This window comes from Pseudomonas sp. ES1 (genome assembly GCF_050586605.1).
Taxonomy (GTDB): domain Bacteria; phylum Pseudomonadota; class Gammaproteobacteria; order Pseudomonadales; family Pseudomonadaceae; genus Aquipseudomonas; species Aquipseudomonas sichuanensis.
Genome location: NZ_JBOBDM010000080.1, coordinates 1 through 18408 on the forward strand (window position 1 = coordinate 1; position 18408 = coordinate 18408).

Here is an 18408-nt window from a genome sequence, read left to right on the forward strand (position 1 = left end):
TGCGTCGACATCAAAAAATGAATGCGCATACAACTTCCAAAACCAACAACCAACAACTAGCAACTAGCAACTAGCAACTAGCAACTAGCAACTCACTCACAAACTCAGATTCAAAGCCCGCCGCAACGCCTCCCCCCGACTATCATCCACCGCACTGACCAACGCAAAGTTGTAGTCCCCATGGGACCAATACCGCGCCTCCAGCCCCCCATCGGTACGCTGCCCACTGGGCATCCGCTCGAACCGCTCACCAGGCGAGCGCAAGAACAGACTGATCCGCTGCCCCTGGCCATCCTCGAACACCAGCAGCGCCGCCGGCCCCACCTCGTTGCTCAACAGCCGCGCCCCCACCGGCTGCAAGCCGTACCCACTCAGATCAGGCAACTGCCCCACCCGATTGAAGTGCCGCCCCAGCCAAGCCTGCAGCCGCCCCGGATCACTCGCCTGAATATCGAGCGTGGACGCCTCGGCAAACATCCGGTGCGCCTGCACCGCATCAGCCATGGGCAACCCCGCAACGACCAACGTCGCCTCCCGCGCCTGCCAGCCCCCCCAGCCCACCCAACCCCACCGCCAGCACCAGCACCGCCGCCGAGGCCAGCCGCCGCTGCCGACGCTGGCGCAGGCGACGGCGCAACGGGGCAAGATCCAGTTCAGGGTCAACGGGGCGCTCGGCAAACCCCGCCAGAGCCGCCCGCAGCCGCCGAGTATCGTTGCGCCAGGCTTCGATCCGCGCTGCCTCCTGCGGGTTGGCTGCCAGCCAGGCCGCCACTTCCGCCCGGCGCTCAGGCGTCAGGCGTTCGTCAATGTAGGCATGCAGCTCATGCTCGGTGGGGATCAGACGGGTCATTTGAGTCTCCGCAGGGACGTTGGCGCCGGGTTGCCCTCGGTCAGTTCACGCAAGGCGGCGCGGGCGCGCGACAGGCGCGACATCACCGTGCCGATGGGGATACCCAGGGTTTCGGCGGCCTCCTTGTAGCTCAAACCCTCGACGCTGACCAGCAACAGCAGCGCCCGTTGCTCGGCCGACAGCCGCGCGAACGCCTGCAGGTCGGCCTGGGCCAGCACGATGCTCTCGGTATCACCGCCCAGCGGCTCCTCGGCCTGGCTGCGGCCGAACCAGGCCAGCCAGCGCGCATGCAGGCGTTCGCGGCGTTTGCCGTCGAGAAACAGCCGGTAAAGGATGGTGAACAGCCAGGGCCGCAGGCTGTCCATCTCGCGCTGCTGGCCGCGCCGGCTGAGGGCGCGTTCAACCGTGGCCTGGACCAGGTCGTCGGCGCTGCTGGCTTCGCGGGTCAGCCACAGGGCGAAGCGGCGCAGGCGCTGCAGCAGCTCGCGCCATTGATGGTCGTCCAAGTCGTGCATGGTCGGGTTCCAGGCCCCAATGGGCAGTCAGTGTACGAGGCAGACGGCGCAAGCGAAAATCTATTCCCGGATCTGGAATAAAAGAGTGGGCCGTCCGTCGTACCGGCTCATTCACCGCCACCGGATCGCCCCATGAACACACCCTTGCACGGCCCCGCCAAAGCCCTGCGCTTGGCCGCCATTGGCGTCACCCTGGCTGCCCTCGGCGCGGGCTTCGCCTATGCCGCTGGCTGGATCGGCGCCGCCAGGCTCACGCCCCAGCGCATCATCGACACCTTTGAAGCCCAGGCGGGCCATCACCCCGGCTACCGGAAAAACCACGCCAAGGGCCTGTGCGTCAGCGGTTACTTCCAAAGCAGCGGCCAGGCCGCGCCGTTTTCCACGGCCCGGGTGTTCAGCCAGCAGAAGGTGCCGGTGATCGGCCGCTTCGCCATCGGCGGCGCCAACCCGTTCGCCCCGGACACCGCGGTGCCGGTGCGCAGCCTGGCCATCGAACTAAGCAGCGATGACGGCCAGGTCTGGCGTACCGGCATGAACAACCCGCCGGTGCTGGCGGTCAGCACGCCCGAAGCCTTCTATGACCAGGTGCTGGCCAGCACCCCGGTTCCGGCCACCGGCAAGCCCGACCCGGCCAGGCTCCAGGCATTCTTTGCCGCCCACCCGGAAAGCGCAGCGTTCCGCCAATGGGCGGCGGGCTACAAAGCCAGCGACAGCTTTGCCAGTACCGCTTACAACAGCATCAACGCCTTCCGCCTGATCGACGCCCGCGGCAACAAACACCCGGTGCGCTGGACGCTGGAGCCACAGACGCCGTTCGCCGCCCTGCCCGCCCAGGTCGATGACAAGCAGTTCCTCCAGCACGACCTCGCCCGGCGCCTGGCTCAAGGCCCGTTGCGCTGGACCCTGCGCCTGACCCTGGCCGAGCCCGACGACCCGGTGGACGACCCGGCCCGCCCCTGGCCCAGCGAGCGCAGCAGCATCGACGCCGGCACCCTGGTACTGGAGCAGGTGGACGGCCCCGAACAGGGTGCCTGCCGCGACCTCAACTTCGACCCATTGATCCTGCCCCACGGCATCGAACCGTCCGACGACCCGATCCTCGCCGCCCGCTCGGCGGCCTACTCGGTGTCGTTCAACCGCCGCAGCCATGAAGCCCTGAGCGAAGGAGCCCACCCATGACCCCCGCCGCTTTCCACCCCCTGGCCCGCCTGGTGCACTGGCTGATGGCGGTGCTGATCCTGGCCATGTTGTTCATCGGCGTGAGCATGGTCAGCGACCTGTCCACCCATCACCCAATGATGGTCGAACTGCACAAGGCCACCGGCCTGGCCCTGCTGTTGCTGGTGATACTGCGTATCTGCCTGCGCCTGAGCCTGCCGCACCCGCCGCTGCCGCGCGACCTGCCCGCCATTCAACGCCTGGCCGCCGGCGCCTCGCACCTGCTGCTGTACGCCCTGATGCTGGCCATGCCGCTGCTGGGCTGGGCGATGCTTTCGGCGGGCGGCTATCCGCGCCCGCTGCAGTTGCCAGCCATCGCTCCCCACGACCTGCAACTGTACGCGGTGCTGCGCCAGGCCCACGGTTGGGCCGGCTACCTGTTGTTCGTCACCGTGCTGGTGCACCTGGGCGCGGCGCTGATGCATGCCCTGGTGCGCCGCGACGGCGTGTTGCGTAGCATGTGGCCCGGCCCGTTGCGCCGGGGTGAATGAACACCGGCGGCCGCGCGGGGTCGACAGATGTAAATAATTATTACTAACATCGGCATTTATTCCGCCGAACTGCCCCGGACTGCCCATGAACCTCGCAAAGGACCCTGCCACCCTCACCCCGGCCAGCACCCTCGACCTGCGCCCGCTGCTGCTGGTCAACATGGCCTGCACCCTGTCGATGATGGCCTTCGTTGCCCTGATCGGCCCGATCGCCCGCCTGCTGGGCATGGCCACCTGGCAGGCCGGTGCGGCGGTCACCGTGGCCGGCGTGGTCTGGGTGCTGCTGGCCCGGCCCTGGGGCCGCGCCGCCGATCGCCTCGGCCGGCGCCGCGTGCTGTTGTTGGGCAGTGCCGGGTTCACCCTGGCCTACTGGCTGCTGTGCCTGTTCATCGACGGCGCCCTGCACTGGTTGCCTGGGGCCACCCTGGCGTTCATCGGCCTGATGCTGACCCGCGGCCTGATCGGCGCCTTCTACGCGGCGCTGCCAGTGGCCGGCAATGCCCTGATCGCCGACCATGTCGAACCGCAACGCAGGGCCCGGGCCATGGCCTCGCTGGGTGCCACCAACGCCGTCGGCCTGGTGCTCGGCCCGGCCTTGGCGGCACTGCTTTCACGCTACAGCCTGAGCCTGCCGTTCTACGTGCTGTCGGTACTGCCGGCCACGGCGTTCGTGGTGCTGCTGTTCAAGCTCAAGCCACAGCCGCTGCCCCAGCGCCATGCGCCAAGCCCGGTGCGGCTGTCCGATCCACGCCTGCGCCGGCCGCTGCTGGTGGCCTTCAGCGCCATGCTCAGCGTGACCGTGTCGCAGATCACCGTTGGTTTCTTCGCCCTCGACCGCCTGCAACTGGCCGCAGGCGAAGCCGCCCAGGCGGCCGGTGTGGCGCTGACCAGCGTGGGCGTGGCGCTGATGCTGGCGCAGGTGCTGCTGCGCCAGCTCGAATGGCCACCGCTGAAGATGATCCGCGTGGGCGCCAGCGTTTCCGCGCTGGGCTTTGCCGCCGCGTCTTTTGCCGCCAGTGCGCCCTGGCTGTGGGCGGCGTTCTTCATTGCCGCCTTCGGCATGGGTTTCGTGTTCCCGGCCTTCTCGGCCATGGCGGCCAATGCCATGCACGCCTCGGAACAGGGTGCTACCGCCGGTTCCGTCGGCGCCGCCCAGGGCATGGGCGCGGTGATCGGGCCCTTGGCCGGCACGCTGGTGTATGCCGTCGATCCGCGCTTGCCGTTCCTGGCCGTGGCCGCCTTGTTGTTGCTGGTCGGGCTATGGCCCACGCCAGCCGACAATCGCCACTGACACGCACAGCGCGCAAGCAGGCAGAGTGTGTTTTAATGCGTCGCCCATTATTTTTTACACCTCTGCAAACAAGGCGGCTATGGACACGGGGACACGACTCAAACTGGTGCGTGAACGCAACAACCTCTCGCAACGGGAACTGGCCCGTCGCAGCGGCCTGACCAACTCGACGATCTCGCAGATCGAACAGAACCGCGTCAGCCCCTCGGTCAGTTCCCTGAAAAAACTGCTCGAAGGCATCCCCATGTCCCTGGCGGAATTTTTCAGTTTCGACGAGCCGGTGCGCGAAGAACGCTTCGTGTTCCGCGGCGGCGAACAGCCCGACCTGGGCCGCAACGGCCTGCGCATGCTGCTGGTCGGCGCCAGCGTCGAAGGCCGGCAGATGCGCATGCTGCGCGAGCTGTATGCCCCCGGTGCCGACTCCGGCGAGCCGATCGTGCATGCCGAAGGCGAAGAGTGCGGCCTGGTCACCCGCGGCACCATGGAACTGTGGGTCGACGGCCAGGTGAGCATCCTCAACGCGGGCGACGGCTACTACATCCCCACCACCCTCGCCCACAGCTTCAAGAATATCGGCCCGGACGAGGCCGAGATCATCAGCGCCAACACCCCAGCGAACTTCTGATTGCGCGATGCCCCTGGTCAGCAGCCGTGAAGCCTACCAGTGCCTGCGCGACGCCGCCCTCGGCGTTGCGCCGTTGGAGATCATCGCCCGCGCCGAAGAGGTGGCCGTGCGCATCGATGGCTGGCGCTTGAGCCTGGCCCTGGACGACGAAGGCCTGGCCCATTGCAGCCAGTGCGCAAGCCCCGACGGGCGCCAGGGTGCGCTCGAGGATTGGCACCGCTACGGCACCAACCCCGTCGACCACCTGAGCCTGTGGGAACGCCAGCGCATCGAACAGCTGCTGGCCTAACGCGCCAGGGCCTGCTCGACGAAGTCCAGGCGGTCCTGGCCGAAGAACATCTGCTCACCGACAAAGCAGGTCGGCGCGCCGAACACACCGCGTGCCACGGCTTGCCCGGTGGCCTCCTTCAAGGCCTGCTTGACCTCGTCCTGCGCAGCCAGCACCTGAAACGCTTCAGGATCGAATCCGCCCTCCTGCAACGTCACCGCCAGCACGGCGGGGTCCGACAGGTTGCGCTGCTGCCCCCACCAGCCTTCGAACAACACCTTGAGCAACGCCTCGAAACGAGCCGGTGCCTGCAATTGCGTGCCCATGACCCCACGCATCAGGTTCAGGGTGTTGCCCGGAAACCCTGGCGGCAGGCCAAATGCCACGCCATAGCGGTCGGCATAACGCTTGAGGTCGATGAACATGTAGCGCCCCTTGGCCGGCACCATCGCCGGCGAAGCGTTGCCGGTGGCCTGGAACACCCCGCCCAGCAGCATCGGTCGGTACAGCAGCTGCGCATCGTGGCGCGCGCACAGTGCGGGGAGCTGGGTCCAGGCCAGGTAACTGGCTGGGCTGCCCAGGTCGAAATAGAACTCAACAGTCTTGCTCATACGGCAGTCCTTTCTTCAGGGTGGGGTTACCAGCGTTCGATCCACGGCCGCAGGTCCAGCTCGAAGGTCCAGGCATCACGCGGCTGGGCGTGCAGGAACCAGTAGCTGTCGGCGATATGCGCAGGGTCGAGGATGCCGTCCTGGTCCTTCAGCGCATAACGTTCGGGGAAGCTGTCGCGGATGAAGGCGGTGTCGATGGCGCCATCAACCACCACATGGGCGACATGGATGTTCCGTGGCCCCAGTTCCCGCGCCATGCTTTGGGCCAGGGCGCGCAGGCCATGCTTGGCCCCGGCGAAGGCCGCGAAGCCGGCGGCGCCGCGGGTGCCGGCAGTGGCACCGGTGAACAGGATGGTGCCCCGCTCACGCTGGACCATGCGCCGTGCCACCGCTTGCGCGGTAAGGAAGCCGGCGAAGCAGGCCATCTCCCAGATCTTGAAGTACTTGCGCGGTGTCTCATCGAGGATGCTGCAAGGCACATTGGCGCCGATATTGAAGACAAACGCCTCGATCGGGCCGATATCGCGCTCGATGGTCTCGATCAGTTCGGCCACTTCTTCTTCCTTGCGCGCATCCGAAGCAAAGCCATGGGCCTGCCCGCCTGCGGCACGGATCTCGTCCAGCAACGGCTGCAGCTTCTCGGCCTGGCGCCGGGTCACGCAGGCGGTGTAGCCCTCGCGGGCGAAGCGCTTGGCGATTTCGCCGCCGGTGGCATCCCCTGCACCGATCACCAGCACGACCTTTTGTTGTTCTGCCATGGACCTCTCCATTGATGAATGATCGTTTAGTAAACGAACGCTATGCTACGATCACGCCACCGTCAAGCCAGCGCAACGAGGTCCTGTGCATGCGCTATTCCACCGAACACAAGCAACAGACTCGCGAGAAACTGCTGGCCAGCAGCGGCGCGCTGGCCAAGCGCGGCGGCTTCGCCAGCACCGGCGTGGCCGGGTTGATGAAGGCCATCGGCCTGACCGGCGGCGCGTTCTACAACCATTTTCCGTCCAAGGACGACCTGTTTACCGAGGTGGTCCGCCGCGAGCTGTGCAACAGCCCGCTGGCGCGCCAGGCCAACCGCAGCCCCGACCGCGCCCGGCTCAAGCGCCTGCTCGAGCAGTACCTGACCCTCGCCCACCTGCATAACGCCGAAGGTGGCTGCCCACTGCCGCCACTGGGCGTGGAGATCGCCCGTGCCGAACGCCCGGTGCGCGAGGAGGCCGAGCACTGGCTGGTGGAACTGCACCGGGCCTGGAGCGACACCCTAAAAGACCCGCAATTGGCCTGGGCGCTGCTCAGCCAGTGCGTCGGCGCGCTGGTGGTCGGGCGCATGCTCGCCAGCGAACAGGTGCAGGAACAGGTGCTGGAGGCCAGCCGCACGCTGGTCGGCAAGGTGTTCGATGAAGATTGCTAGCGCCCTGCTCGGCCTGCTGCTTGCACTCCCCGCCGCCGCCCAGCAAAGCTGCCCCACAGGGCAATACCAGGTGTGCCTGGTGGTGTGCTTCTGCGCCCCGCTCGACCCCAACCAGGGTGGCCAGGTGCTGCAGGATGTCGAGCGCATGGCCACCGCCAGCCTGGTGTTCGCCCTGCGCCAGGCCCGCGATGACGCCACCAACCGAGGCACCCAGCCGATCCCGCTGCATATCCGTGCCCAGCTCGAAACCTGGTACGACTTCGCCGTGCTCGATACGGTGCGCTATCGGGTAGGCGATGAGCAGCAGGTCAGCGCTGCCAACGCCATGCTGCAGAACCCCGATGTGAACGCCGTGACCCTGATCGACACGGTGATCTTCCGCCGCGCAGCCGATGCCGAGGACAACGTGGCGCTGTGGGCCCACGAGCTCAAGCACGTGCAGCAGTACCAGGAGCTGGGGGTGGAGGAATTCGCCCGGCGCTATACCCGCAATTACGATGACCTGGAGGGGCCGGCCTACGCCATCGAGGCGCAAGTGGCCAAGGCGTTGCGCGAGCGCGGGGCGGGTGGTGCGCGTTAGCCTGTTCGTGCAGTCAAACCGCTGCCACATACATGTCTCACGCCATGCACCAAGGCGGGCAACCATGGCCTCACAGGCATAATTGGCCCGAAACAAACTGTGGGAGCGGGTTTACCCGCGAAGCGCCGCGCGGGCGGCGCTCGATCTTGAGAGCGCTGCAGATCTGTCGCCCTACACCTGGTGGCCCACATGCGATTTCAGGACAGGCCCTTGGGCACCACGCCGTGGCCCTGAGTAATCAGGATTCGGTAATGGCCGCCAGGTGCATGGCGGGAGACTGAGTGAAGGCCACCAGGTGCCTGCCGCTGTTTTTGCAGCGCCTATGAGATCGAGCGCCGCCCGCGCGGCGCTTCGCGGGTAAACCCGCTCCCACAGTTTGTTTCGGGCCAATTATTCCTATGTAAGTACCGGTGCCTGCCTTGGTGCATGCCTTGATTAGTCGGTGGCTAATCCGATGCGCGACTGCTGCGCAATGCCGACGCCGTGCAACCAAAGCGCCGCCGCACCCACTTACCCAGGTAACTCCCATCCCCCAGCCCCACCTCCTCGGCAATCTGCGCCAGGCTGTGGCTGCCGTTGACCAACCGCCAGCGCGCCTGCTGCAGCCGCAATTCCAGCCACCAGGCCTTGGCACTCATGCCGTGGCTGGCCTGGAACTGGCGGTCGAGCTGGCGCCGGCTGATGCCCAGCTGCGCCGCCAGTTGCTCGATCGAAAGCCCCGACGCCAGGTGATGGCGCATCAACGCAGTGGCCCGCTGCACCTGGCGCCCGTGCCCCGGCCCTGCCTCCAGCGAGCGCAGGGCGTGACGGCTGTCGCGACTCTCGTCCACCAGCATGTCGGCCAGGCCCTTGAGCGCTCGGGCCCGGCCACTGGCGCGGGCGATCAGTTCCACTGCCAGGTCAATGGCTGCAGTCCCTCCCGCGCAGGTGATACGGCTGCCGTCCATGCAATACAGCTGCTCGGTCAGTACCTGCACCCTGGGGAACGCAGCACGAAACTCGGCCTCGTGGCGCCAGTGCACCACCACCTTGTGCCCATCCAGCACACCGCAGGCGGCCAGCAGAAACACCCCATTGTCGACGCCCACCAGCTTCACCCCGGCCTTCACCGCCTGTTTCAACAGGGCCCGATAACGCGGGGCAAGCGCAACCGTGGCCCCCGCACTGCGCCCGCCAAACAGCACCAGGTAGTCGTAATCGCGCCAGACCACCTGTTCGACACTGGCTTCGACCTGCACCACTGCGCCACTGCTGGATACCACGGGTGCCGCGTCCAGCCCCAGCACGATCCAGCTGCAATAGCGCTGGCGGCTGTAGTCCTCGTCGTCGGCGGAGAAGCGCAGCTTGTCGAGGAAGGCGCCAAACGGCAGCAAGGCGAATTCCGGCACGGGCAGGATCAGCAGGCGCAGGTCAGGGGTCATGCAGAATGTCCAGATATTACCGTCAGATGTCCGAATCATACCCCTAAAAGCCACCCGTCCAGCCCTACACTGGCGCCCTGCAAACCTACAAGGCATACCCCATGGCACTCGACACCTGGCTCATCTACCTGCTCGCCAGCATCGGCCTGTCGCTGACCCCAGGCCCCAATAGCCTGCTGGCGCTGACCCACGGCGCCTTGTATGGCGCACGGCGCACGCTGTTCACCATCGTCGGCGGGGTGTTCGGCTTCAGTGCCCTGATTGCCCTGGCCATGTTCGGCCTGAGCGCACTGCTGCAGGCCTCGGCCCAGGTGCTGACGGTGCTCAAATGGGTCGGCGGCGCCTACCTGGTGTGGCTGGGCATCCAACTGTGGCGCACCCCGGCGCTGCACCTGGAACTCAACGCGGGCAGCGCCCGCTTGGGCAATGCCGGGTTGTTCCGTCAGGGCTTCCTGTCGGCGATGGCCAACCCCAAGGTGCTGCTGTTCTATGGCGCCTTCCTGCCACAGTTCATCGACCCGCAACGCGGCCTGGCGCTGCAGTTCGTGGTGATGGCGGCGACCTTCGCCAGTGTGGAGTTCGTGGTCGAATACCTGCTGGCGCGGCTGGCTTATCGCATTCGGCCGTGGCTGAGCAAGGGCGGCAAGGGCTTCAACAGGTGCTGCGGCGGGCTGTTCGCGCTGATCGGTGTGGCGCTGCCGTTGGGGCGTTGAAGCAAGCAGCAACTGCGCGTTGAGAGCCGCCTCTCAACGCGCAGTTGCCCGTCAGGGATTACGCCGTTTCACTAGGCGCTCTGGGTTTCTACCTGCTCGGTTTGCGCGGCATGGCGGCTGAAATCGCGCAGGTAGGTAATGAACTCCTGCAACAGGCGATCCCACAACTGCAGGTGGTTGAGCAAGTGCCTGGCAGTGACCCCGTCACTGACCAGCACATCAAGCTCCATCACCAGGAACTCGCCCTGCCGGTACAGGCGGGCAAAACGCCGTGAAGTGCTCCAGTGCTCCACAACGCCCTCGGGCAGTTCACCCTGGATGCGCAAAGCACAGCTGAAGGTGAAGTCGAGGAACTGCCCTTCGATCGCCCCTGGGTTGCCCAGGCGCACGGCAAAGCCGATCCCCTGGCTGGCGCTGAGCAGTTGCACCAGCCCGTTCTGCTCGCTGCGGTTGACGCGCAGGCCGGCGTCCTGCAGCAGGCTGGTGAGGGTTTCGACGTTCACGCTTTCGATCAGGGCTTGTTCAGTCATGGTCTTGCTCCTTGTGGTGTCGATAAATCATTGCCAAGCGCGTACTTGCGCCGCATCGAACTGTGTCTGGTATAGCTGAACGCCTGGGATTTGCGTGATTTCTTCGAATTGCGCCCTCATCAGCCGCTACGCTTGCTGCTTGATCCCAAACGTGCCGGACAACAACAAGAATCCGCCGAGTGAGCCGCATGAACATCCTCTACGACGAGCACATCGATGGCCCGCTGCCGGCCGTGGACAAAGCCGCGCTGCTACAGGCCCTGCGCGATGCCCTGCCCGACCTTGAGGTCCTGCACCGCAGTGAAGACCTCAAACCCTACGAATGCGACGGCCTGTCGGCCTACCGCACGCTGCCGCTGCTGGTGGTGCTGCCCGAGCGCCTGGAGCAAGTGCAAGCCCTGCTGCAACTGTGCCACCAGCGTGGCGTGCCGGTAGTGGCGCGCGGCGCCGGCACCGGGCTGTCCGGCGGTGCGCTGCCGTTGAGCCAGGGCATCCTGCTGGTGATGGCGCGCTTCAACCGCATCCTTGAAGTCAATCCGCAAGGGCGCTTCGCCCGGGTCCAGCCCGGGGTGCGCAACCTGGCGATCTCGCAGGCGGCGGCGCCCTTCGGGCTGTACTACGCGCCCGACCCGTCCTCGCAGATTGCCTGCACCATCGGCGGCAACGTCGCCGAAAACGCCGGTGGCGTGCACTGCCTCAAGTACGGCCTGACCGTGCACAACCTGCTCAAGGTGGACATTCTTACGGTCGAGGGTGAGCGCCTGGTACTGGGCAGTGATGCCCTGGACAGCCCGGGTTTCGACCTGCTGGCGCTGTTCACCGGCTCGGAGGGCATGCTCGGCATCGTCACCGAGGTGACCGTCAAGCTGCTGCCCAGGCCCCAGGTGGCGCGGGTGCTGCTGGCCAGTTTCGATCATGTCGAGGACGCCGGCCGCGCGGTGGCCGACATCATCGCCGCCGGCATCATCCCCGGCGGCCTCGAGATGATGGACAACCTGGCAATCCGCGCCGCCGAGGACTTCATCCACGCCGGCTACCCGGTGGACGCGGCAGCCATCCTGCTGTGCGAACTCGACGGCGTAGAGGCCGACGTGCAGGACGATTGCGCGCGGGTCGATGCGTTGCTGCGCAAGGCCGGCGCCCGCGACGTGCGCCTGGCCTGCGACGAAGCTGAACGGGTGCGCTTCTGGGCCGGGCGCAAGAACGCCTTCCCGGCGGTGGGGCGCATTTCGCCGGACTACTACTGCATGGACGGCACCATCCCCCGCCGCGAGCTGCCCCGGGTGCTCAAGGGCATCAGCGAGTTGTCGGCGCAGTACGGCCTGCGGGTGGCCAACGTGTTCCACGCCGGCGACGGCAACATGCACCCGCTGATTCTGTTCGACGCCAACCTGCCCGGCGAGCTGGAGCGGGCCGAGGCCATCGGCGGCAAGATCCTCGAACTGTGCGTGGCGGTGGGCGGCAGCATCACCGGCGAGCACGGGGTGGGCCGCGAGAAGATCAACCAGATGTGTGCCCAGTTCAACAGCGACGAAATCACCTTGTTCCATGGGGTGAAAGCCGCCTTCGACCCGCAAGGCCTGCTCAACCCCGGCAAGAACATCCCCACCCTGCAGCGCTGCGCCGAATTCGGCGCGCTGCACGTGCACCACGGCCAACTGCCCTTCCCTGACCTGGAGCGTTTCTGATGGGCCGCGACATCAGCCAGGACCTGCTGGAACAGGTCAACCAGGCGCTGAACCTGGGCACACCGCTGCGTATCCAGGGCGGCAACAGCAAGGCCATGCTCGGGCGCCCGGTGGCCGGGGAAATCGTCGACACCCGGGGCCACCACGGCATCGTCAGCTACGACCCGACCGAGCTGGTGCTCAGCGCCCGCGCCGGCACGCCGCTCTGCGAAATCGAAGCCGCACTGGATCAGGCCGGGCAGATGCTGCCCTGCGAGCCGCCGCACCTGGGCCCTGAGGCCACGCTCGGCGGCATGGTCGCGGCGGGGCTGTCCGGGCCACGGCGGCCCTGGGCCGGGGCGGTGCGCGATTACGTGCTTGGCACGCGGCTGATCACCGGCCACGGCAAGCTGCTGCGCTTTGGCGGCGAGGTGATGAAGAACGTCGCCGGCTACGATGTGTCGCGCTTGCTGGCCGGCAGCTTCGGCTGCCTGGGGCTGCTCACCGAAGTGTCGCTGAAAGTACTGCCGCGGCCGCGTCAATGCCTGAGCCTGTGTTTGCCGATGGACAGCCGCCAGGCCTTGGCCGCACTGGCCGAGTGGGGCCAGCAGCCGCTGCCGATCAGTGCGGCCTGCCATGACGGTGAAGCGCTGTACCTGCGCCTGGAGGGTGGCGAAGGCTCGGTGCGTTCGGCCCGCGAGCGGCTGGGTGGCGACGCGGTGGACAACCGGTTGTGGAGCGACCTGCGCGAACAGCGCCTGCCTTTCTTCGACGACCCGGCGCCGCTGTGGCGCCTGTCGGTGCCCAGTACCTGCGCCCTGCTCGACCTGCCGGGGCGGCAATTGATCGACTGGGGCGGCGCGCAGCGCTGGCTCACGTCCAGTGCGCCGGCGCAGGTGATCCGTGAGCAGGTGGCCAAGGTCGGCGGCCATGCCACCGCCTATGCCCCCGGCGATGACAGCACGGCGCCGCTGCCGGCGGCGCTGATGCGCTACCACCAGGCACTGAAACGGCAACTCGACCCCCAGGGCATCTTCAACCCTGGCCGCCTGTACCCGGACCTGTGAGGCCACGCCATGCAAACCCACCTGAGCGATGCCGCCAAGCAGTTGCCCCGCGCTGAAGAGGCCGAAAGCATCCTGCGCTCCTGCGTGCACTGCGGCTTCTGCACGGCCACCTGCCCCACCTATCAATTGCTCGGCGACGAGCTGGACGGGCCGCGCGGGCGCATCTACCTGATCAAGCAGGTGCTCGAAGGCGAGCCGGTGACCGCCAGCACCCAACTGCACCTGGACCGCTGCCTGAGCTGCCGCAATTGCGAGAGCACCTGCCCTTCCGGGGTCAAGTATCACGACCTGCTCGACATTGGCCGCGCCGTGGTCGAACAACAGGTGCCGCGCCCGCTGGGGCAGCGCCTGTTGCGCGAGGGCTTGCGCGCCGTGGTGCCGCACCCGGCCGCGTTCAAGGCCCTGGCCAAGGTCGGGCAAACCCTCAGGCCGCTGCTGCCGAATGGCCTCAAGGCCAAGTTGCCTGCCCAGGTGCACCACGCCGGCCAGCGCCCGGCGCCCCGCCACCCACGCCGCGTGCTGCTGCTCGAAGGCTGCGTGCAGCAAGCACTGTCGCCCAATACCAACGCCGCCGCCGCACGCCTGCTGGACCGTCTGGGCATCAGCGTCGAGCCGGCCCGTGAGGCTGGCTGCTGCGGCGCCGTGGACTATCACCTGGATGCCCAGGCACAAGGCCTGCAGCGCGCCCGGCACAACATCGACGCCTGGTGGCCGGCCATCGAAGCCGGCGCCGAAGCCATCGTGCAAACCGCCAGCGGCTGCGGTGCCTTCGTGCGCGACTATGGCCACCTGCTCAAGGACGATGCGCGCTATGCCGCAAAAGCGGCCCGGGTCAGCGCCCTGGCCCGCGACCTGGTGCAACTGCTGCAGGCCGAGCCGCTGGAGCAGTTGGGCCTGTGTACCGAACAGCGCCTGGCCTTCCATTGCCCCTGTACCTTGCAGCACGCCCTCAAACTCGGCGGTGCCGTGGAAGGCCTGCTGACCCGGCTGGGTTTCCACCTCACCAGCGTGCCCGACGGCCACCTGTGCTGCGGCTCGGCGGGCACCTACTCGCTGACCCAGCCGGCGCTGTCGCGCCAGTTGCGCGACAACCGCCTGGCGGCCCTGGAAAGTGGAAAACCTGCGATCATCGCCACCGCCAATATCGGCTGCCAGCTCCACCTCGACGGCGCCGGCCGCACACCGGTACGGCACTGGATCGAAATTGTCGAAGACGCCCTGGAGGCACCCCATGCATAGCAAACCCGTACTCGACCAGGCGGACGTCGCCCGGCTGCTCGCCGCCGCCCGCCAGCACGCTCAGGCCCAGCAGTGGCCGGTGACCATCGCCGTGGTCGACGACGGCGGCCACCCGCTGGCCCTGGAGCGCCTGGACGGCTGCGCCCCGGCCAGCGCCTACATCGCCATGGAGAAAGCCCGCACCGCAGCATTGGGCCGCCGGGAATCGCGCGACTACGAACAGATGGTCAACGACGGGCGCACCGCCTTCGTCACCGCGCCGCTGCTGACCAGCCTGGAAGGCGGCGTGCCACTGCGGGTGGAGGGCCAGGTGGTCGGCGCGATCGGCGTGTCGGGGGTCAAGTCCGGGCAGGATGCCGAAGTGGCCAAGGCTGGGGCACAGGCGCTGTGATGCCCCTGCCCCGGCCCCGGCCCTGGCGGCTCAATGCCCCGCCGACGCCGGCCCGGCCTTGGCGGTGAAGGGTGGCTTGGCCAGCCACACCAGCAGGATCAAGCCGGCGAACACCCAGGTCAGCAAGGTGAAGTAGTCCACCGTCGACATCATGTAGGCCTGGCCGTTGAGCATCTGCTCCAGCTGCGCATAGCTCTGCGGGTTGGCCCCGCCCAACTGCTCGAGGGTGTGGCGGGTGGCCGGGTCGAAGGTACTGAGGTGCTCGCTCAGGTAGGCGTGGTGCTGGTCGGCGCGGCGGATCCAGATCCAGGTCGTCAGCGACGCGGCAAAACTGCCGCCCAAGGTACGCAGGAAAGTGGCCAGGCCTGAGCCATCGGCGATCTGATGCGGCGGCAGGTCCGACAACAGGATGCTCAGGGTCGGCATGAAGAACAGTGCCACGCCGATGCCCATGAACAACTGCACCAGAGCGATATGGGTGAAGTCCACTTCGTTGGTAAAGCCGGCGCGCATGTAGCAACTGGTGCCGATGGCCAGGAAGGCGATGCCGGCCAGCAGGCGCAGGTCGAAGCGGTGCGCGTACTTACCCACGAACGGCGACATGAGCACCGGCAGCAAGCCGATCGGCGCCACCGCCAGGCCGGCCCAGGTGGCGGTGTAGCCCATCTGCGTCTGCAGCCACTGCGGCAGGATCAGGTTGATGCCGAAAAAGGCCGAGTAGCCGCCCACCAGCACGATGGTGCCGATGCGAAAGTTACGGTGCACGAACAGCCGCAGGTTGACCACCGGGTGACGGTCGGTGAGCTCCCAGATGATGAAGATCGCCAGGAACACCACCGATATCAGCGTGCCGATGACGATGAACGAGGACTCGAACCAGTCCAGGTCATTGCCCTTGTCCAGCACCACCTGCAACGCACCGACCCCGACGATCAGGGTCAGCAGGCCGATGTAGTCCATCGGCTGGCGGCTGGTGACCACCGGCCGCGCGCGCATCTGCTGGCGCACCACCGCGGCGGCGAACAGGCCGATCGGGATGTTGATGAAGAAGATCCAGGGCCAGCTGTAGCTGTCGGTGATCCAGCCGCCGAGTATCGGCCCGGCTATCGGCGCCACCACCGTGACCATCGCCAGCAGAGCCAGGGCCATGCCGCGCTTGGCCGGCGGGTACACGGCTATCAGCAAGGTCTGGGTCATCGGGTACAAGGGCCCGGCGACCACGCCCTGCAACACGCGAAACCCGACCAGCTCGGGCATCGACTGGGCGACGCCGCAGAGGAACGATGCCAGCACGAACAGCAAGGTAGCCCAGATGAACAGCTTCACTTCACCGAAGCGCCGGCTGAGCCAGCCGGTGAGCGGCAAGGCGATGGCGTTGCTCACCGCGAACGAGGTGATCACCCAGGTGCCCTGCTCGTAACTCACGCCGAGGTTGCCGGAGATGGTCGGCAGCGCCACGTTGGCAATGGTGGTGTCGAGCACCTGCATGAAGGTCGCCAGCGACAGGCCGATGGTGGTCAGCAGCAGGCTCGGCGGGGTGAACTGCGCGGGGGCTGCCTGGCTCATCGCTGCGCTGTCTTGCCGCTGGCGCTGTTGTCGTGGATCAACCGGGCGATCAGGTTGTCGGCCTCGACCAACTGGCGGTCATACACCTGGGTGCTGTAGCTGGCCTGCTGCGGTGGCTGCTGGGCCAGGGCCGGGCCGCTCTGGTCGTGCAGGTCGACTTCCACGACAGTGGACAAGCCGATGCGCAGCGGGTGGTCCTTCAACTGCTCGGGGTTCAGGTGGATACGTACCGGTACCCGCTGGACGATCTTGATCCAGTTGCCGGTGGCGTTCTGCGCTGGCAGCAGGGCGAAGGCGCTGCCGGTACCGGCGCCCAGGCTGTCGACGCTGCCGCTGTACTTCACGTCGCTGCCGTACAGGTCGGCAGTGATCTGCACCGGCTGACCGATGCGCATGTCGCGCAGTTGGGTTTCCTTGAAGTTGGCGTCGATCCACACCTCGTCCAGCGGGATCACCGCCATGGTCGCGGTGCCCGGCTGCAGGCGCTGGCCCAGTTGCACGGTGCGCTTGGCAACATGGCCGGTGACCGGCGCCACCAGGGTGGTGCGGGCGTGGTCGAGGTAGGCCTGGCGCAGGTCGGCGGCGGCGGCCATGACTTCGGGGTGCGACGAGACCACGGTGTCGTCGACCAGCGCCGTGCTGGTGTTGAGCTGCTGACGCGCGCTGTTGACGGCAGCCTGGGCCACGGTCAGGTCGTCACGGGCATGGGCGATCTCTTCCTGGGCGATGGCGCCGCTGTCGGCCAGTACCTTGCGGCGGTTGTAGTTTTGCTGAGCCTTCTGCAACTCGGCCTGACGGGTTTCCACTTGCGCCTTGAGCGCGTCGACGTTGCTGTACAGGCCGCGCACCTGGCGCACGCTGCGCGCCAGTTTGGCCTCGGCGGACTGCAGGGCCACTTCGCTGTCGGCCGGGTCGAACTGCAGCAGTACTTGCCCTGCGTGCACCAGGTCGCCGTCATCGGCGCCGATGCTGGTGACGGTGCCGGTAACCAGGGGTGTGATTTCAACGACGTTGCCGCTTACATAGGCGTCGTCGGTGCTTTCCTGCCAGCGCCCGACCAGGCTGTACCAGGCCCAGGTGGCGGCCCCGGCGAGGATCAGCAGCAGTAGCAGGCCGAGCAGCCAGGCCTTGCGTTTACGCGTGTTGTCGGGCGCGGCAGCTGGGGTGGAGGTGTCAGCGGGATTGGCCATGACAATACCTTGGAGAATGCGTGACAGGGATCAACGATCGCCGAAGCGGCGGATCGTCAGGGGGTCGCCGGCGCTGAGCAGGACCTTGGCGAGCAGGTTTTCGAGGGTTTTCAGCTCCTCGGGCTGCAGCACGCCGACCAGTTCGTTCATCGCCGCCGCGCCGACCTGGGGCAGGCGGTCGGCCAGGCTTTGGCCGTCGGCGCTGAGTGCCAGGCGCACCTGGCGGCGGTCTTCGGGGCAGCGGTTGCGCAGGATCAGGCCTTTTTGCTCGAGGCGGTCGAGCATGCGGGTCATCGAGCCGCTGTCCAGGCCCAGGTAGCGGCACAGCTCGGCCGGGGTGTCGACCTGGTACTGGGTGACGATGATCAGCACCTTGAACTGTGCGGCGGTGACGCCGTGGGCTTCGAGGTGCCAGTCGAGGATGCGGTCTTTGAGGATCGCGGCGCGACCGAGCAGCATGCCGATGGCGCAGGTCTGGAAGTTTTCCGGGGTGAAATGGGACATCGGGGGGTGCTCGGGTAATTGTGTGTAAATATTACTGCCTAGGCAGGGAATGTCAAAGCATTGATTAGGGTGCTAAGTACAATTTCATTTTGGGGTTCGGGTTCGGGTTCGGGTTCGGGTTCGGGTTCGGGTTCGGGTTCGGGTTCGGGGCTTAGGGTGTTGGTTTTTGTAGATGTATGCGCATTCAGCGGCGATGGCGACTTTTAGTCACCTTTCCGCCCTTACGGCGGCCTACTTTGGTCTTGGCCAAAGTAGGCAAA

At 66.9% G+C, this 18408-nt stretch carries 20 protein-coding genes and 1 pseudogene; 12 read left to right on the forward strand and 9 right to left on the reverse strand.

Annotated features, from left to right (window positions below):
• Window positions 1-96: 96 nt before the first annotated feature.
• Window positions 97-850 (reverse strand): annotated as a pseudogene (locus ACQ4N9_RS24230) (anti-sigma factor family protein).
• Window positions 847-1365 carry a sigma-70 family RNA polymerase sigma factor gene (locus ACQ4N9_RS24235; protein WP_125463840.1) on the reverse strand — a complete coding sequence of 173 codons (519 nt, stop codon included), beginning with the start codon at window positions 1363-1365 and terminating at the stop codon, window positions 847-849. Before ACQ4N9_RS24235 ends, ACQ4N9_RS24230 begins: the two are co-directional and overlap by 4 nt.
• Before the next feature lie 132 nt (window positions 1366-1497).
• Between ACQ4N9_RS24235 and ACQ4N9_RS24240 the strand changes: the two genes are divergently transcribed.
• The 5 genes from ACQ4N9_RS24240 to ACQ4N9_RS24260 all read left to right on the forward strand — a co-directional run bounded on the left by ACQ4N9_RS24240 (window position 1498) and on the right by ACQ4N9_RS24260 (window position 5279).
• The gene (locus tag ACQ4N9_RS24240; protein WP_390971367.1) at window positions 1498-2544 is read left to right on the forward strand and encodes a catalase family peroxidase; all 1047 of its coding nucleotides are present in this window, start codon (window positions 1498-1500) and stop codon (window positions 2542-2544) included.
• Window positions 2541-3074 (forward strand): cytochrome b, encoded by a 534-nt coding sequence (locus ACQ4N9_RS24245; RefSeq protein ID WP_390971365.1) that lies wholly within the window; start codon window positions 2541-2543, stop codon window positions 3072-3074. The genes ACQ4N9_RS24240 and ACQ4N9_RS24245 overlap by 4 nt, the downstream gene beginning before the upstream one ends.
• 85 nt (window positions 3075-3159) lie before the next feature.
• Window positions 3160-4365, forward strand: a complete 1206-nt coding sequence (locus tag ACQ4N9_RS24250) for an MFS transporter (protein ID WP_390971363.1) — start codon at window positions 3160-3162, stop codon at window positions 4363-4365.
• 79 nt (window positions 4366-4444) lie between these two features.
• On the forward strand, window positions 4445-4990 hold the full coding sequence (locus ACQ4N9_RS24255) for a cupin domain-containing protein (protein ID WP_110995475.1): 546 nt from the start codon (window positions 4445-4447) through the stop codon (window positions 4988-4990).
• 7 nt (window positions 4991-4997) lie between these two features.
• On the forward strand, window positions 4998-5279 hold the full coding sequence (locus ACQ4N9_RS24260; RefSeq protein ID WP_390971361.1) for a DUF7693 family protein: 282 nt from the start codon (window positions 4998-5000) through the stop codon (window positions 5277-5279).
• Here ACQ4N9_RS24260 and ACQ4N9_RS24265 read toward each other — a convergent pair.
• Together ACQ4N9_RS24265 and ACQ4N9_RS24270 are read right to left on the reverse strand one after the other, a co-directional pair.
• The gene (locus tag ACQ4N9_RS24265) at window positions 5276-5869 is read right to left on the reverse strand and encodes a 2-hydroxychromene-2-carboxylate isomerase (RefSeq protein ID WP_390971359.1); all 594 of its coding nucleotides are present in this window, start codon (window positions 5867-5869) and stop codon (window positions 5276-5278) included. The two genes, ACQ4N9_RS24260 and ACQ4N9_RS24265, sit on opposite strands and share 4 nt — an antisense overlap.
• A gap of 26 nt (window positions 5870-5895) precedes the next feature.
• Entirely contained in the window at window positions 5896-6627 is a 732-nt protein-coding gene (locus tag ACQ4N9_RS24270; RefSeq protein WP_347151773.1) for an SDR family oxidoreductase, read from the reverse strand.
• Window positions 6628-6716: 89 nt separating this feature from the next.
• Here ACQ4N9_RS24270 and ACQ4N9_RS24275 point away from each other — a divergent pair, with 89 nt between their 5' ends.
• Both ACQ4N9_RS24275 and ACQ4N9_RS24280 read left to right on the forward strand, forming a co-directional pair.
• The gene (locus ACQ4N9_RS24275) at window positions 6717-7280 is read left to right on the forward strand and encodes a TetR/AcrR family transcriptional regulator (RefSeq protein ID WP_390971357.1); all 564 of its coding nucleotides are present in this window, start codon (window positions 6717-6719) and stop codon (window positions 7278-7280) included.
• Window positions 7267-7860 (forward strand): DUF4157 domain-containing protein, encoded by a 594-nt coding sequence (locus ACQ4N9_RS24280; protein WP_390971354.1) that lies wholly within the window; start codon window positions 7267-7269, stop codon window positions 7858-7860. The genes ACQ4N9_RS24275 and ACQ4N9_RS24280 overlap by 14 nt, the downstream gene beginning before the upstream one ends.
• 446 nt (window positions 7861-8306) lie before the next feature.
• On the opposite strand, the gene ACQ4N9_RS24285 is transcribed toward ACQ4N9_RS24280, so the two are convergent.
• Complete coding sequence (locus ACQ4N9_RS24285; RefSeq protein ID WP_390971352.1) at window positions 8307-9281, reverse strand: GlxA family transcriptional regulator; 975 nt, start codon at window positions 9279-9281, stop codon at window positions 8307-8309.
• A gap of 101 nt (window positions 9282-9382) precedes the next feature.
• Between ACQ4N9_RS24285 and ACQ4N9_RS24290 the strand changes: the two genes are divergently transcribed.
• Window positions 9383-9994: a LysE family translocator gene (locus ACQ4N9_RS24290; RefSeq protein ID WP_125463830.1), complete on the forward strand. Its 612-nt coding sequence runs from the start codon at window positions 9383-9385 to the stop codon at window positions 9992-9994.
• Between the two features lie 71 nt (window positions 9995-10065).
• Here ACQ4N9_RS24290 and ACQ4N9_RS24295 read toward each other — a convergent pair whose 3' ends face one another.
• Window positions 10066-10524 carry a YbjN domain-containing protein gene (locus ACQ4N9_RS24295; RefSeq protein ID WP_390971350.1) on the reverse strand — a complete coding sequence of 153 codons (459 nt, stop codon included), beginning with the start codon at window positions 10522-10524 and terminating at the stop codon, window positions 10066-10068.
• 188 nt (window positions 10525-10712) lie between these two features.
• Between ACQ4N9_RS24295 and glcD the strand changes: the two genes are divergently transcribed.
• From glcD to ACQ4N9_RS24315, 4 genes are read left to right on the forward strand one after another with little or no spacing between them, the layout of a single operon-like run.
• Window positions 10713-12212 carry a glycolate oxidase subunit GlcD gene (glcD, locus tag ACQ4N9_RS24300; protein WP_390971348.1) on the forward strand — a complete coding sequence of 500 codons (1500 nt, stop codon included), beginning with the start codon at window positions 10713-10715 and terminating at the stop codon, window positions 12210-12212.
• Window positions 12212-13258 carry a glycolate oxidase subunit GlcE gene (gene glcE / locus ACQ4N9_RS24305; protein WP_390971346.1) on the forward strand — a complete coding sequence of 349 codons (1047 nt, stop codon included), beginning with the start codon at window positions 12212-12214 and terminating at the stop codon, window positions 13256-13258. The genes glcD and glcE overlap by 1 nt, the downstream gene beginning before the upstream one ends.
• Window positions 13259-13267: 9 nt before the next feature.
• The gene (glcF, locus tag ACQ4N9_RS24310; RefSeq protein ID WP_390971345.1) at window positions 13268-14497 is read left to right on the forward strand and encodes a glycolate oxidase subunit GlcF; all 1230 of its coding nucleotides are present in this window, start codon (window positions 13268-13270) and stop codon (window positions 14495-14497) included.
• Window positions 14490-14888, forward strand: coding sequence for a heme-binding protein (locus ACQ4N9_RS24315; RefSeq protein ID WP_232884072.1), 399 nt, complete (start codon window positions 14490-14492; stop codon window positions 14886-14888). The genes glcF and ACQ4N9_RS24315 overlap by 8 nt, the downstream gene beginning before the upstream one ends.
• 30 nt (window positions 14889-14918) lie before the next feature.
• Here ACQ4N9_RS24315 and ACQ4N9_RS24320 read toward each other — a convergent pair whose 3' ends face one another.
• From ACQ4N9_RS24320 to ACQ4N9_RS24330, 3 genes are read right to left on the reverse strand one after another with little or no spacing between them, the layout of a single operon-like run.
• On the reverse strand, window positions 14919-16454 hold the full coding sequence (locus ACQ4N9_RS24320) for a DHA2 family efflux MFS transporter permease subunit (RefSeq protein WP_125463824.1): 1536 nt from the start codon (window positions 16452-16454) through the stop codon (window positions 14919-14921).
• Window positions 16451-17644: an HlyD family efflux transporter periplasmic adaptor subunit gene (locus ACQ4N9_RS24325; protein WP_390971343.1), complete on the reverse strand. Its 1194-nt coding sequence runs from the start codon at window positions 17642-17644 to the stop codon at window positions 16451-16453. Before ACQ4N9_RS24325 ends, ACQ4N9_RS24320 begins: the two co-directional genes overlap by 4 nt.
• 30 nt (window positions 17645-17674) lie before the next feature.
• Window positions 17675-18148 carry a MarR family winged helix-turn-helix transcriptional regulator gene (locus ACQ4N9_RS24330; protein ID WP_390971341.1) on the reverse strand — a complete coding sequence of 158 codons (474 nt, stop codon included), beginning with the start codon at window positions 18146-18148 and terminating at the stop codon, window positions 17675-17677.
• Window positions 18149-18408: the final 260 nt, after the last annotated feature.